The sequence below is a fragment of the Niastella caeni genome, from assembly GCF_004834005.1.
Lineage (GTDB): Bacteria > Bacteroidota > Bacteroidia > Chitinophagales > Chitinophagaceae > Niastella > Niastella caeni.
In genome coordinates this window covers 156,721-171,786 of sequence record NZ_STFF01000011.1, presented here as the reverse complement: position 1 = coordinate 171,786, position 15,066 = coordinate 156,721, and the positions used below count along the sequence as shown (strand labels likewise).

Sequence of the window (15,066 nt, the reverse complement as noted above, 5' to 3'; positions counted from 1 at the left end):
ATGAGAGTTTTTCCCCTATGTTTACTGGCATTATTATTTGCTACTTATTCTTGTAAAAAAGGCGATTCCACAGACAACAACAATACCAACCCGCCTATCACAACCTATCAACCGGCAGTTGCTTTTAGTTCGCCGCAATATGGCGCTGCTGATCTGTTTTCTTTGTTTATGAACCCATCGAAAACTGCTGCTTCCATCCAGGGCGCCGCACCCAATTTAAGTTTTTCATATGAAATTACCGGCAGTAACGGAATGAAAACTGCAGCCGACACTACCATCAAAGGTACCGGAACAACAGATGCTTCGGGCAAGGCTACTATTTTCGCCCAACTCCTGATCCGTTACAAAGATGGAACGCTGACTATTAATGTCCGTTTCAACAATACTGAAAATACCACCATTACAAGTACTACGAAAAAAGAAGAGTTTATAATTCGTACTTACAAAGATATCTTGTCCATCACCGATTTTACCGGTTCTACCCTTTCTGACACCTATATACAGGCACAGGATATTGCTTTTCCTGATACTGTTTTAACAAAGGCGCCCGTTGCTTATGAATTAAAAGCCAATTACGACGGCCGGGGATTTAAAATCACCAACCTGACGATCGTTGTGCCTCCCCGTACTGGTGGCATGAGCGATTTTCTGGGTTTGTTTTCTTTCATTGGTAAGAACGTGACCGTAAAAAATGTAAAGCTGGAATTATCTGCCACTGGCATCAATACACCGAACGATGGCTATTGCGGGGGAATTGCCGCTTTTAACTATGGCACCATCCTTAATTGTTCTGTTAAGGGTACCATAAAAGGTGGCGACTGGTCACTGGTAGGAGGCCTTGCCGGCGAAACGATCAGAGGCAGACTGATCGGCAGCTCATTTACCGGCACCCTCGAGTCTGTACATATAACAGGCGGGTTATCCGGAAGCCTGGATTCTTCTTATGTGAATATGTGCTACAGCAATTATTCCGTTGTTTGTAATTCAGGCGGCGGGCTTATCGGCGTTGCCCCTACGCATGTGAATGGCGCTACCAGTGATACGGTATTTAACAGCTATGCGTATATAAAGCAGGCAACCGTAAAAAGTAAATTTTATTCTTTGTTCTTTACCGGTAACTTAACTGCAGCTCAATATATTTACGATGGTTGTTACAGCAATGCAGGTATTGCTCAAACTAAAACCATTTCTTACAGCACCGCACAGGAGCTCAACAACCTGATCCTTCCGTTGCAGGTTAGCAACCTGCCTGCTGATATGACACCACCACCCGCCAACAAACCATTTAAAAACACCGGCGACCAAAGCCAACCGCCTGTTTTATGGTGGGAATAGCTATGATCAAAAAAAATCCCCGCTGCTTTTACCAGCGGGGATTTTTTTTAGTTGCCGTATACTATTGAATATCTATTTCCTTTCTTATGGTTCCTTTGGCGGTATTTACGTGTATCGTATATATGCTCCGTTCCAGCTCAGTGAACATAACCCGTCCATCTTTTAAATCTCCCTGATTAATTATACGCCCATTTATATCAGTTAGCTTGTAGCTTTCAGAAGCGCCATGTTGCAACCATACGTTAACTATACCGCTTTCCGTAACATACCAGGTTAACATGTTGCTTTGTTTGTCGTATACCTTTTGGGGTTCGACATGAAATGTAGTAGAAGGTTTTTCCATACTAGATCATTAGATTTTTTGAATATTTGTTTTCTTTATAATAGGTCGGATTCAATTACTGGCAAAATAGATAATTTTATAACATAGACATAACATATAAATAAACCGGATATCTAAACGAATAATTCTAAGGGCAAAACGTAAAAGAATTTAAAGTAGACGTATTCCTTGACAGGGCAAATTCTATGTGTGCCAAAGGAGACAGCACACTAACAACAGCAAGGGCCGATCCACAATCGATAAATTCGCGGATAATAAAATCAGGGAAATTTGCTGCAGGCTTACGGGTAAATAATATTCTTCTATCTTTCTTTCCTGTTTCATAGCCGGCCAATACCTCATTCGTATCTTCCATCAGCTCCATATTCAGCTCAATCATTTCTTTTATTTCTTCCGGGGTGAGACCAGGTATAAACTGGACCTTCAAGGTTGACAGGCATTTGTTTTTTGACAATTGCAGGCTTTCAAAATCAGGTGATGAATAAACAACAGTCGTTTCATTACTCTCTTTTACAACCCAGTTTTCAGGAATGCTGAATTGCAAATTGAAATGGCTCCTGGCAGTTAAAGTTGCCTGGTAGGAATTTTTAATTTCCCGGGAGGCGTTTTGTACCTGTTGAATAGCCTTGAGCAGGTCGCTGTCCTGCGTTTGCATCTCCCCTATGCGTTGTACAATCTGTTCGTCAAGGGTAGCGTTTACATAAAAAAAGCGTACAGCATCATACTGTACCCATTTGAATTCGTCTTGCAGATCTTTTTCCGCCCATTTGGCCGCCTGCTGGTATAAGCTGTAAGGAAGGTTCAGCAAAGCCAGACTACCAAGCCTCCGCATATGGGGATGGCTATGATTATATAAATGATGATGGAGTATTTCAAAATCGTTAGGTGACTGCACCCCTTCAGCCAACTCATTGGCCATTGCCAGTTGATCGGCAAAATGAACAACCGGACTTTTGCCCAGTTCGTACGCTGCTATGCCAATGCGGTTCTTTATCCGTTCCGAATTCACCAGTTCAGTGCTTTATTTCTTCTTATTAGGTTCAGGATTGATACTTTCAAATTCAAGGGAGAAGATGACGCTTGTAATTTTCCATTGTCCATTAATTTTTACAAGCCCCCAGCTTTCTTTACCCCAGTTAATTTTTTTCCTGCTTTCCCAAAAGCTATAATCAAAAGTTACGGCCGCAATATTTCCATCTTCGTTAATATCTATGTTGTAAAACTTTTCTTCATCAGCGCCCATATCGGAAATACTGCGATAAAAGCTTTTATAGGAACTTGCGAAATAATTCTTCCTGGTACTATCTTTCTTTAACCGGTCTTGCTGGGTTTTATCTTTAAAAACCCCAACCCATACTATGGGTTCGTTATGAAAAAGGTTATAAAAAGTCACGCTGTCCTTTTTAATCAAGCAATTCATAAACGTCGACAAAAGTTTCTTAATGTCTTTACGGTCGGCCGATTCATTTTTTTGGCTAAATACAAAGAAGGATAAAAAGATTAAGGACAGGAATAAAGTCAGGCGCTTCATGTTAAATTTATTCTTAATGCTATTTTATATCGGGAATCAGCAATGCAAGATACGGGTTTACTCAAATTGCATAGCTGCATTCATTACTATATTTATATCCAAATTAATCCGGTACACAAAACCGCTATCGGTTTCTTTTTTGGCGCATTACATGCAACAAATGGATCATTTCTTCCAGGGTTATGTCTTGTTTGCGGTGCTCTACCAGATTTGTTAAAAAACTGTTTTTATAAACTGTTAACTTAAACTGGCCTGATAGTTTCCCTTCCAATTACAAATCTTCTTTTATTACAGCTATCTAAACCAGTAATTATGAAATTCACTTTAACACTACTTTCAGCTTTTGTTTTGATCTTCTCCGCATGTAAAAGCACTGGCGAGGTAAGAGAGCCGGAGTTCCGTGACATTGGCAACGTACGGTTCATTGAAACAGGGGTGCTAAAAACAACGGTGGGGGCCAACATGATCTATTATAATCCAAACAATTTCGGCATAAAGTTGTCGGCGGCGAGAGGCGATGTGTATGTTGATAATGCTTATTTCGGCAGCTTTGTACTGGACCAGGAAATTCAGGTAAAGAAGAATGCGGAGTTCATGCTGCCGGTTACCATTAAAATTGACAACCTGGGAGCCATTAAAAACCACACAGAGATCTATAAAAAGAAAGAAGCATTGGTTCGCATCGAGGGCCGGGCATTTGTAAGGAAATCGGGGCTCTCGAAAGAAATTCCCATCAGGTATGAGCAGAAACAGGACCTCGACAAATTAAGGGTGCTGGTTTCCAGGTAATGTGTTCACATACAAAACCCAGTCGTTCACATACAATTGAACCTGGTTGGTTGTATTGTACCCTAAGTTTGAGCCGTATTAAATACGATACGGTAAAATAAATCAAAAAATTTCAAATAGGGACGTTTAATAAACAGGTCGGCCTTGCATTTTTGCAGGGCCTTACTCATTATCTACAGCAGCCCTTCTTCCAGTTTATTCAGCAGTTCAAGTCCGAACCCTGCAATGAAGAAACGCTCCTTTTTATTGTTGAGCAATTGTTGTGTCCAATCAACCAGTCCGCCATCTGCAATCTCAAACTCGCGCTGCTGCAACGTTATGATGGCTTTGAACTGAAGCCCCTTGTAGTAATTATTCGTTCCGGGCGTTTCATCCTGCGTTACCTCCAGCTGCGGCAAATTTGTATGAAGGTAAGTTAAGATGGCTGGTATAAAGGATGCATGGTACCCTTCCCTTTTCTGTAACTTAAACCTGACCTGGCCGGTTTTGAATACGGAGGTCAGCACGTCGTTAAGCCCTATAAAATGTTCACTTATCGCTTTCTTTTCAAAGTTATAGTTGCCGGTATCAACGCCGGCAGATACCATGCAACCGATCGTGAAGTGTGGTGAAAATCCTTTTATATTGAAAAGCTGCGCCCGCACATGCCGTTGCACCGTGCAGTATTGTATATGCACATTATTGGGATGGCGCTTTTTCTCACTGGCGATATGCAGCGCAAGGGCATTCGTTGCATCTGACAACACCTCGCAGTTCCTGAGCGCCGATACGACCTTATCCTGGTGAACCGTTGCTACTACAGAACTTGCGCCCAATGGAGAAAGCGGCGACACTTGCCTGGCTACAAAGCCATGACGGGTTAAACATTGCAGCGTTTGCAGCGATCTTTCTAACAGGTGAATGAAATCCGTTTCCGCCGGTTGTACAAAGCGGTTCTTCTCATACAGTTTCAACAGTTCGGGTGCAGTTAGCTGTTGTGCCCTGCGCGAAAAAACTTCAAGCAACAAAGAATTAAGGTCAGCTCCCGATAATTTTTCAACCAGTAGCCCGATCAGGTCTTCGGTCCCCGTGCGTTGTTCTATTATTCTTCCAATTTTGCCCGGCATGTTTATTTTAATTGGTCCTGGTGTAAAAATCCTTCAATTCTACTAGAAACAAAAAGCCTCCAAATCTAATGATCTGGAGGCTTTTTTAGCTCGAATAAACCTATTACTTATTAATTATTCAAGAGATAACATTGTTAAATGATTACCATCTGTTACCACGGCCGCCCGAAAACGAATTACCTCTGTCGGTCTTTGGCCTTGCAACTGAAACAGAAATACTTCTGCCTTCAATATCCTTACCATTCAAACCCGCGATGGCTTTCTTACCTTCATCTTCAGATTGCATTTCAACAAAAGCGAAACCACGTGATTTGCCGGTCTCTCTGTCGGTGATTATTTTGGCTGAGGTAACATTACCATAAGCCGAAAATAAATTCGTTAGGTCATTTTCATTAACATGAAAACCTAAATTTGAAACGTACAAGTTCATTACTGTAAAATTAAAATGTTAAATAAACTGAGCATTCACAAAAAGTAGAAAAAGCGAAAGTTTACAGAAGAATGATAAAGCAAAATATCGTTTCAATTACTTTAAGCTGTAAAACTCAATTGTCGTAAATAAAGATAACCCTTAAAAAGGATACTGCCAATTATAAATGTTTATTGCTGATCTGTCATCATTCGCACCGGTAACAAACTGCATTTATATTCATACCGGCGCCAACAGATGCAAATAAAACCACATCTCCTGAATGTAACTGCTGGTCCTCTATTTTTCTCTTACGCACCAGGTCATATAATGTTGGAATGGTGGCTACAGAACTGTTTCCCAGCCAGTGTATGCTCATTGGCATTATGTTTTCCGGCGCCTGCATGCCATACAGATCATAAAAAGCATTGACTATAGCTTCATCCATTTTTTCGTTGGCCTGATGAATAAATATTTTCTTCAACTCCCCAATGGCGATGCCACTTTTTTCAAGGCATCCTTTCATGGCTTCTGGCACATGGCGTACCGCATACTCATACACTTTTCTTCCCTTCATTTTAATATAACGCGTACCCGAATTTGATGCGGGCTGAAAGGATTCGCCAAAATCTATAAAATAAGCTTCCTGCAGGCAATCGGACCTCGTACTGGTACCTAATATACCTGCCTGCACATTACCTGTTTCCTTATACTCAACAAGGCAGGCTCCGGCGCCATCTGAAAAGATCATACTGTCCCTGTCGTATTCATCGAGCACTCTCGACAACGTTTCGGCGCCAATGACCAGGCAGGTTTTTGCGCTGCCGGCTTTAAAAAAAACATCCGCCTGTATCAATCCCTGTAACCATCCGGGACAACCAAACAGGATGTCATATGGTACGCAATACGGATTACTGATCCCCAGCAAATGTTTTACCCTCGATGCCAAAGAAGGCACTGTGTCGGATTGCACCCTGCCTTTTTTTACGTCTCCATAGTTATGGGCCACAATGATCTGGTCAATTGTTTCCGCATCGATACCGCTATCTTCAATAGCCAGTTTCGCGGCCAGGGCAGCAATATCAGACGTATTGGTATTGTCAGGAACATAGCGGCGCTCTTCTATGCCGGTAATTTGCTCGAACTTCTTTACAATTTCCTGCGAGGGAAGATTGAGCGGCTGGTTATTTACCCCATAAAAACTCCAGGTAATAAAGTCGCTGTTTTTTTTAATAACAGGTGGAATATAACATCCTGTACCGGTAATGATAGAACGTAACATAAAATGACAAGCAGGTTTAAGCACTCATTGCCATTGACAGATGCATTACCATCCGGATCAACGCAATAGCGGGTAATCAATTGCTGATATTATACGGACTAATAACTACTGATCAGGGAGCAGATAATTTGGTGATCTCAGATCCGTTGAACATCCTTGCCAGGTTCATATCTTTCGACTTTTTGTAGCTCTCGATATTCACTTCGCCAACGATCCGCCAGAAGTTCTTTGACTTCAGTTCACCATAATCGGCTGTTTTAATAAAAATGCCTACCAGGGGCTTCCTTGTTTTAAAGCTAACCTTAACAGGAGCTTTATCAAGGTAATTATTTTCCAGGAATTTTTCTATCTGCGCGTTTGTCATAAATAAACATTTATAATTTAAGACAATTATTGAACTGATTTATGGTATCTTCTTCGTGGCTTATTACCCCTTGAAAAATGGTTGGAAGTTTTAGGGGTAACCGGCGTTTTGAAAGATTGACCGATTTTATTATTGCCTATAGCATCCTGATAAGGATGCTCATTATCTACTGGTATTGTACTGGTAATGAGCTTTTGAATATCACGCAGGTATACTCTTTCCTCACTATCACAGAATGAAAGCGCAATGCCGCGGGCGCCTGCCCGGCCGGTACGGCCAATGCGGTGCACATAGGTTTCCGGAACATTGGGCAATTCATAATTTATAACATGCGAAAGCTCATCTATATCTATACCCCTGGCTGCAATGTCTGTGGCCACCAGTACCTTTATTTGCTTTGACCTGAACAGGTTCAGGGCTCTTTGCCGTGCCTGTTGAGATTTGTTCCCATGTATAGCTTCTGCCGCCACGCCTGCATTATTCAGGCCTTTGGCAACCTTATCAGCCCCATGTTTGGTACGGGTGAAAACCAACGCCATATGAATATCCTTGTTGGTCAACAGGTGCAATAACAACGATGGCTTGTTTCTTTTCTCCACATAACAAACGGTTTGTCTTACGGTTTCAGCAGTTGTGGAAACTGGTGTTACTTCAACTTTAACCGGGTTGATCAATAATGTGTCTGCCAGCTTGCGGATGGCAGGCGCCATGGTAGCGGAAAAGAAGAGCGTTTGCCTTTGCTTAGGAACCCTGGCGATGATCTTTTGTACATCGTGCACAAATCCCATGTCCAGCATGCGGTCTGCTTCATCCAGTACCAATAACCGGATGTCGCTGAGATTTACAATACGCTGATTGATGAGGTCGAGCAGGCGACCGGGTGTGGCCACTAAAATATCCACCCCTCTTCGCAATGCATTTACCTGCGCCACCTGCGATACCCCACCAAATATAACTACCTGGTTTAACCCGGTAAATTTTCCATAAGCTTCAAAACTTTCCTGGATCTGAATAGCCAGTTCGCGGGTAGGCGTTAGTACCAACGCTTTAATAGCCGGCTTTTGTTTTACAGGTTGTTGCTGCTCGTGTAATAATTGAAGAACAGGAATAGCAAAAGCAGCCGTTTTACCTGTGCCGGTTTGGGCACAGCCAAAAAGGTCTTTTCGTTGAAGTATAACCGGAATAGATTGTTCCTGAATGGGAGTAGGTTGTGTATAACCTTCGTTTTTAAGCGCTTTTAATATGGGCTCAATAACCTTTAACTTTTCGAATGACAATGATTGAAATTTAAATTAATAATGATGGTAAGCGGCCAATGAAAGACACATACCAAGCTTACGATCTTACCTTCACAAATGTTGAAAAGCAGAAATCAAGATAGTGCAGGGAGGAAATAAGTTACGCGAAGGTACGGTTTTTTTATAGTTATTATTGAAAAACATTCAATTATCGGGCTAATTCGCTCATTTAGTATGAGTTAACTACGCCGTGGCGGCATCACTTTTATGTAATTTAAACACAACCCTTCTCCTGGCGGCTACCAATTGGGGGGTAATCGTAACTCGCTTACAGAGATCTTTTTACCGTCCATAAGCGTTTGATCAAGGGCCACAATGGCCTGCCTTGCATCGCGTTCAACCGGCATATCTATAATGCCGTTCCCTTTTGAACGGCCGTTCAATTTATCGCGCATTACTTCTGCAGAATCAACAACTCCATATGGCGAAAACAATTTCCTTAGATCGGCATCACTGGTATTTCTACTTAGATTGTAAACCTGGATATTCATGGAAACAGGGTTTTGATGACTAAAATAATTCAGGTTTTATTAATTACCGTAATACAAATAGACCCCACGCAACCAGTTAAAGACCGACAATTCACTTTTTGTATTTTCAGGCATTTGAGTTAAAATAAGATCTTCAATTTTTTGGCCATCCCGCAACGTCAATCTTCCTAATGACTTACCAAAGTAGTTAATAATGAATAGCATCTGGTTGCCGTTTAAACGATCAAAGAGGCGACGGTCTGGTTCAGTGGCATAAAAAGAATGAATGGCATTATTTTTCCAGTTATACTCATTGCCTTTAAGATGTTCTTTTAAGAATAACATGTGATACCTTTTAAGATAGAAGCAGAAGGAAGGAAGATTATGGGATGTGGCAAACCAGGTACGCCTTTCAACTACTATTTGCCTGAAGATACGCTTTTTTGGGTACAATTGCCGAATTACTTTTAAGCGTGCTATAACCAATTTGTGTTACACCTTTATGGAATTCAGGCCGTTTTGAATCTTAACGATATTAAAATACCATTGCTTGAACCGACTAATGCTTTTTTCTTTATTAGGCCAGTTATTCATGGGCTGTCAATACCAGCCTTCCCCCATCAATACAGGCACGATACAATCACAATCGCTTTCAGCGTTCCAGACCAGCCGGTACGATACATCGGTAAAAACTGTTCATGTATTTGTAGCATTATGCGATAATAAATACCAGGGCATAGTGCCTGTTCCTGCCGGCATCGGAAACGGCCAGGACCCCAACAGTAATTTATACTGGGGATGCAGTGCAGGCATTAGCACATATTTTAAAAACAGTAAGGAATGGGTGTTTATAAAAAAATACAAGACAGACTATGTACGGCTGGAGCGATTGGTGTTTAAGCACAAATGGAAGAAGTATTACCTGGTAGCGGATGCCTATGACGGAAGGTATATTAAGGAATGTACCATTGATTTTTTTAAAAGCTGTGCCGGGCAGGTGAAAGATACGCTGCAAATCAACGGTCATACAGTAGGCATCAATGGCAACGGAAAACTAATTGCCTATATAGGCCACGATGGGCTTATGGATTTCAGCCTGAACCAGCGTTTTCAAAATACAGATAGCCTTACACGCGATGCCATTATATTAGCCTGTAAAAGTAAAAAGTACTTCACGCCCCTGTTAGCACCCACTAAAGCAAACCCATTGGTATGGACTACAGGTTTAATGTGCCCCGAAGCTTATACCCTGCATGATGCATTGACCAGTTATATTAAAAATGAACCGGTTGAAAGTATCAGAAGCAACGCTGCCAGGGCCTATGCCCGGTATCAGAAATGTGGCGAAAAGGCCGCAAGGAATTTATTGGTAGCCGGATGGTGACAAAACAACTGCCCGGGCAGGTTAAGCACCCTTACACCGGCAAATAAATATGGATCGTTGCCCCTTCATCTTCCTTTCCCTCGGCGGTAATGAAGCCATTATGGTTTTCTATCACTTTCTTGGCAATGGCCAGCCCTATGCCTGTTCCTTCATATTCCTTCCTGCCATGCAGCCGCTGGAACAAGCCAAAGATCTGTTCATTGTATTTCGGATCGAACCCGGTGCCATTATCAGCAACGGAAAAACGCCAGTATTTTTTTTCTTTATTGCTGATATGCTCATCGATCTGTGAGGCATTAACCTGGGCACACTTTATTGTAATATGCGGCTGCACATCGGTACGGGCAAATTTGATGGAGTTTGCAATAAGATTTGTAAACAATTGCTTGAACTGAAAAGGTATGAGCGATAGTTCGGGCAGTTGTTCACTTTCTATAATGGTGCCGGTAGCCATAATTTTTTCGTACAATTCCTGTTTTACTTCTGCTATCAGTTCGTTTAAATTGGTTCTTTCAAAATGCTTTTGCGAGGTATTGGTACGGGAATAGGTAAGCAGATCATTGATGAGAAGTTGCATCCGTTTGGCAGCATTGTCCATGCGCAAAAAAAAGTTTTTTCCTTCTTCGCTCAATACATGTACTTCCTTTTCCATAATACGTTTACTGAACATCTGGATCTTGCGCAAAGGCTCCTGCAGGTCATGGCTGCTCACATAAGCAAAGGAGCTTAATTCATCGTTCATTTTCCTGAGCTCCTTGTTCTTTTCTTCCAGCGTCCTGGAATGTTTCTTTTGTTCTATAACATCTGTTAACGCTTCGGTCCTTATTTGTTGTGTTTTAATTTGAGAGGAGATCCGCGAGATCAGTTCTTTAGAAGAAAATGGCTTTGTGAGGTAATCATCAGCACCTGTCTCCCACCCTTCAATCCTTGATTCTTCGCCGGCACGGGCGGTAAGCAACATAACAGGTATATGCGCGGTAGCTTTGTTTAATTTCATTGCTTTCAGTAAACCAATGCCATCCATTACCGGCATCATGATATCGCTTACAACAAGCGCCGGCATTTGCTCATTCACTTTTTGTAAAGCATCCAGGCCATTGGTAGCCGTGATCACATTAAAATGTTTCAGCAGCACCAACTGAATGTGTTCCCGCATGTCTGCATTATCATCCACAACCAACACCAATGGCAGGTCTCCCTTTTCGGGCGTTTTTACAGCTTCAGTTACTTTGTTTGTCACCAGTAACGTTCCGGCTTCTTCTACGTACATGCTTGAAGTTAGCCTTTCCTCGCTGCCGGTTGTTATTTGCTTTTGTGGAAGATGTTCCTTGCCAAACGGGATCCTGACAGTAAAAACGCTCCCTTTATTCAGCTCACTCTCAACACCGATCTCTCCTGCATGTAATAACACCAATTCTTTTATCAAAGATAAACCGATACCTGTACCTTCAAAAGTTCTTCCCGTTACATTTTGTACCCGGTGGAACCGCTCGAACATATGCGGCAACTCCTCTTTCGGTATGCCAACACCGGTATCCTTTACCTGTAACACAGCAAATTTATCTTCTGCACCAAGTTCTACTGTAATGCTGCCGGTAAGTGTATATTTAAATGCATTGGACAAAAGATTAAAAACTATTTTCTCCCACATCGACCGGTCGAGATATACAGGTTTAATGGAAGCACTGGCTTTTATGATCAATTGCAAACCTGCTTTTTCAATGACCGACCGGAAATTGGAAGCCAGGTTTTTAGTAAACTGTACGATATCAGTAGGCGCATAACTTGCCTGCTGCCGTCCCGATTCAATACGACTGAAATCGAGCAAGGTATTGACGAGCTTCAACAATCGCACGGCATTGCGGTGCGACGTTTCAATATTCTGTCGCTCTTCAGGAGACAGGGTGCTGGTTTGTTGATTCAGCAGTTCTTCCAATGGATTCAGTATTAAGGTAAGCGGCGTTCTGAATTCATGACTGATATTACTGAAGAATACAGTTTTTGCCTTGTCAATTTGCTCTAACGCTTCCACCCGCTTCCGTTCTTCGCCCAGTGCCAGCATTTTGTTTATCTCCAGGGAGATCCTTTGCCCAATGTGCTCGCAAAACTGCAGGTAGGCTTCATCAAACTCCCTGTATGGATTAAGTGCCGCAAAAAGAATGGCATAGGGATGGTTACTGCCGGCAGCGCTTATTGGAATATAGATAAACCGGGAAGCCGCCGTTTTCCAAAAACCTTTGGGAATATCATTGGTTGGCTTTTTTACCTCTGTAACAATTATCTTATTTGAATTATACGCCCGGCAAAAATCACTGGTAATAATTGTCGGATGTTCCATATCAATGATTCCGGGTAAAATATATTGTCTGTTATTCTTATCTGTTGAGGCAACTGCGATGGCATCACTTCCCTTATTTTCTGTTTTATAAATAATGGCATAAGGAAAATCCTTATCATTTTTTCCCAGCGCTTCCACTACGTTCAGGTAAATATCATCAAGCGATTTTTCATCATAAACAACCGCTCCCAGATCGCGTAAAGTGTGCAATGATCTTTCATTAATGATCCTTTCGGTAGTTTCTGAACAAACGCAAAAAAGACCTTTTACCTTTCCATCATCACCCGATGCAGGACTATAACAAAACGATACATACACTTCTTCCTGGTAACCTTTACGCTCCATGATAAGGAAAAAAGAATCGTCGTAGGTGCCTTCATTACGTTCTACACTTTCTATTCTGGGCACCAGCGGCTCCCAGATCTCTTTCCATAACTCTTCTGCTTTTGCCCCTAAACCGGCCGGGTGCTTTTTTCCCATGAACTGCGCATAGCTGTCGTTATAGATATTAATGCGGGAAGGCCCCCACCAAATAAACATTGGTTGGGCTGAAGTAAGTATGATACGTACACAGGTCTTTAAACTTTGTTCCCAGGTTTCAGGATCGCCTAACGGGGTTGTTGTCCAGTCAAATCTGCGAATCCGTTCGCCCATTTCCCCGCCTCCTGATAAAAAATCAAGCTGACTTTCTATTGTAATATTTTTATTCATGTTGGAATCATGATATTAACCAAGTGTTTTTCCAAATGCTGGTGTTCAAAGTTCCGCCTCAGCTTGAGCAATAAGTTTCTCAATTTCGATCTTTACAATAATCGCGGTAACTGCTTTTTTCTTTGGTAAGATGTACCTCCAATAACCGCCCGATCAAACTTAGCAATTGAAAACATAATGCTTTTAGCTATGTATTGTCCGTTTATAGGGCGTACCATAACCCCATAATTTCAAATGATATGCCACCGGAAGGTCAATGTTCTAATAAGCTAATTTGCTAATATGAAAATAAAATACAGCCTGCTGAATTGGATAGCGGTGTAAAGCGTGTAACGGTATTGCTTTTGGCTTGGGGCTTGCAGCTTGAGCTTGAAGCTGTATTCACTATTCACGTTCATCAATCAGTAATATATGGACCTCAGATCAGACTTTCCCTTCTGGCTTCTTGATAAAGGCCTTATCCACTCCTACCCTTCGTTGTTAAAAGATATCAGTACCGATGTTGTGATTATGGGCGCCGGCATTAGTGGTGCATTGGCGGCCTGGCATCTTTGTGATGCCGGCTTTAAAACAGTGATCGTAGATAAACGGCATGTTGGCATGGGCAGTACAGCCGCCAGTACCGCCCTGTTGCAATATGAAATAGACACGCCGCTTTCGGAGCTGATAACAAAATGCGGCGAGTACGACGCGGTAAGCAGTTATTTGCTTTGCCTGAAAGCCATTGAAGACCTTGAAAAAATTTGTGGTGATTGGCCGGAAGTTTCTTTCACCCGGCGACCCAGTCTGCAATATGCTTCCTATAAAAAAGACGTTCCCCTGTTAAAAAAAGAATATGAACTCCGCAAGCAGTACGGCATAGCGGTGCAATGGCTCGATCATACTGCCATTAAAAACAAGTTTGGTTTTGAAAAAGATGACGCCATTCTCTCCCGCGATGCCGCCGAAGTGAAAGCATACGGCCTCACGCATGCGCTGTTGCACCATTGCAGGCAAAAGGGGCTCGAAGTATACGATCATACAACTATCAGCAATTTCAAAGAAAATAAACGCAATGTTGAATTGATAACAGATCAGGGGAAAAAGATAAAAGCACGCAAGCTGGTCATTGCCTGCGGCTATGAATCGGCCCGCTATATACCCCAGAAAGTGCAAACGCTGCAGTCTACCTATGCTATCATCAGCGAGCCTTACACTACCAATCATCACTGGTATCATAATGCGCTGATCTGGGAAACTGCCCGTCCTTATTTATACCTTCGCACAACAGAAGACAACCGCATTCTGGTTGGCGGAAAAGACGATGATTTTTCTGATCCCATCAGGCGCGACAAAGCCCTTCCTGCCAAAGCAAAAGCACTGGAGCGTGCGTTTAACAAACTATTTCCTTCCATACATTTTAGAACCGATTTTAAATGGGCGGGTTCATTCGCTTCTACCAAAGACGGCCTGCCTTACATCGGTTGTTTGCCGGGTAAACCGCATACCTATTTCGCACTCGGCCTGGGTGGCAATGGTATTACCTTCAGCCTCATTGCAGGGCAGATCATTGCCAATCTGATCTCAGGTAAACAGGACAACAACGCCCGGTTATTTGGTTTTGACCGGTAATAACACTGACCGGGGAATTTTTTCCCTGCATATTATTCTTTTTCTACATCCGAAACTGCAGGATGAAATTTGCAGTGTTTACGTAAATGATCGTT

At 42.2% G+C, this 15,066-nt stretch carries 15 protein-coding genes; 4 read left to right on the top strand and 11 right to left on the bottom strand.

The features are described 5' to 3' along the window. Positions 1 to 1,335 (top strand): hypothetical protein, encoded by a 1,335-nt coding sequence (locus tag FAM09_RS27460; protein WP_136580375.1) that lies wholly within the window; start codon positions 1 to 3, stop codon positions 1,333 to 1,335. Positions 1,336 to 1,396: 61 nt separating this feature from the next. Here FAM09_RS27460 and FAM09_RS27455 read toward each other — a convergent pair whose 3' ends face one another. The 3 genes from FAM09_RS27455 to FAM09_RS27445 all read right to left on the bottom strand — a co-directional run bounded on the left by FAM09_RS27455 (position 1,397) and on the right by FAM09_RS27445 (position 3,098). Next, positions 1,397 to 1,678, bottom strand: coding sequence for a hypothetical protein (locus FAM09_RS27455; protein WP_136580374.1), 282 nt, complete (start codon positions 1,676 to 1,678; stop codon positions 1,397 to 1,399). A 127-nt stretch (positions 1,679 to 1,805) separates the two neighbouring features. Continuing rightward, on the bottom strand, positions 1,806 to 2,687 hold the full coding sequence (locus tag FAM09_RS27450) for a hypothetical protein (RefSeq protein ID WP_136580373.1): 882 nt from the start codon (positions 2,685 to 2,687) through the stop codon (positions 1,806 to 1,808). Between the two features lie 12 nt (positions 2,688 to 2,699). Beyond that, a complete protein-coding gene (locus FAM09_RS27445; protein ID WP_208025666.1) occupies positions 2,700 to 3,098 on the bottom strand; it encodes a hypothetical protein in 399 nt (132 codons plus the stop codon). A 423-nt stretch (positions 3,099 to 3,521) separates the two neighbouring features. On the opposite strand from FAM09_RS27445, the gene FAM09_RS27440 reads away from it, so the two are divergent. Next, positions 3,522 to 3,998, top strand: a complete 477-nt coding sequence (locus FAM09_RS27440; protein WP_136580371.1) for an LEA type 2 family protein — start codon at positions 3,522 to 3,524, stop codon at positions 3,996 to 3,998. A gap of 173 nt (positions 3,999 to 4,171) precedes the next feature. On the opposite strand, the gene FAM09_RS27435 is transcribed toward FAM09_RS27440, so the two are convergent. The 7 genes from FAM09_RS27435 to FAM09_RS27405 all read right to left on the bottom strand — a co-directional run bounded on the left by FAM09_RS27435 (position 4,172) and on the right by FAM09_RS27405 (position 9,272). Beyond that, positions 4,172 to 5,104: a hypothetical protein gene (locus tag FAM09_RS27435; protein ID WP_136580370.1), complete on the bottom strand. Its 933-nt coding sequence runs from the start codon at positions 5,102 to 5,104 to the stop codon at positions 4,172 to 4,174. 142 nt (positions 5,105 to 5,246) lie between these two features. Next, on the bottom strand, positions 5,247 to 5,534 hold the full coding sequence (locus FAM09_RS27430) for an RNA recognition motif domain-containing protein (protein ID WP_136580369.1): 288 nt from the start codon (positions 5,532 to 5,534) through the stop codon (positions 5,247 to 5,249). A gap of 187 nt (positions 5,535 to 5,721) precedes the next feature. Then, positions 5,722 to 6,795 carry a 3-oxoacyl-ACP synthase III family protein gene (locus FAM09_RS27425; RefSeq protein WP_136580368.1) on the bottom strand — a complete coding sequence of 358 codons (1,074 nt, stop codon included), beginning with the start codon at positions 6,793 to 6,795 and terminating at the stop codon, positions 5,722 to 5,724. A gap of 112 nt (positions 6,796 to 6,907) precedes the next feature. Further along, positions 6,908 to 7,159 (bottom strand): short-chain dehydrogenase, encoded by a 252-nt coding sequence (locus FAM09_RS27420; protein WP_136580367.1) that lies wholly within the window; start codon positions 7,157 to 7,159, stop codon positions 6,908 to 6,910. Between the two features lie 26 nt (positions 7,160 to 7,185). Further along, a complete protein-coding gene (locus tag FAM09_RS27415) occupies positions 7,186 to 8,436 on the bottom strand; it encodes a DEAD/DEAH box helicase (RefSeq protein ID WP_136580366.1) in 1,251 nt (416 codons plus the stop codon). A 260-nt stretch (positions 8,437 to 8,696) separates the two neighbouring features. Next, entirely contained in the window at positions 8,697 to 8,948 is a 252-nt protein-coding gene (locus tag FAM09_RS27410) for an RNA recognition motif domain-containing protein (protein WP_136580365.1), read from the bottom strand. Positions 8,949 to 8,987: 39 nt separating this feature from the next. Further along, positions 8,988 to 9,272 (bottom strand): hypothetical protein, encoded by a 285-nt coding sequence (locus FAM09_RS27405; RefSeq protein ID WP_136580364.1) that lies wholly within the window; start codon positions 9,270 to 9,272, stop codon positions 8,988 to 8,990. A gap of 205 nt (positions 9,273 to 9,477) precedes the next feature. Between FAM09_RS27405 and FAM09_RS27400 the strand changes: the two genes are divergently transcribed. Further along, positions 9,478 to 10,311 carry a hypothetical protein gene (locus FAM09_RS27400; RefSeq protein ID WP_208025665.1) on the top strand — a complete coding sequence of 278 codons (834 nt, stop codon included), beginning with the start codon at positions 9,478 to 9,480 and terminating at the stop codon, positions 10,309 to 10,311. 31 nt (positions 10,312 to 10,342) lie between these two features. Here the strand turns inward: FAM09_RS27400 and FAM09_RS27395 are convergent, their stop codons facing one another. Next, on the bottom strand, positions 10,343 to 13,360 hold the full coding sequence (locus tag FAM09_RS27395) for an ATP-binding protein (protein ID WP_136580363.1): 3,018 nt from the start codon (positions 13,358 to 13,360) through the stop codon (positions 10,343 to 10,345). 411 nt (positions 13,361 to 13,771) lie between these two features. On the opposite strand from FAM09_RS27395, the gene FAM09_RS27390 reads away from it, so the two are divergent. Next, positions 13,772 to 14,971, top strand: a complete 1,200-nt coding sequence (locus tag FAM09_RS27390) for an NAD(P)/FAD-dependent oxidoreductase (RefSeq protein WP_136580362.1) — start codon at positions 13,772 to 13,774, stop codon at positions 14,969 to 14,971. The last annotated feature ends 95 nt before the right edge of the window (positions 14,972 to 15,066 follow it).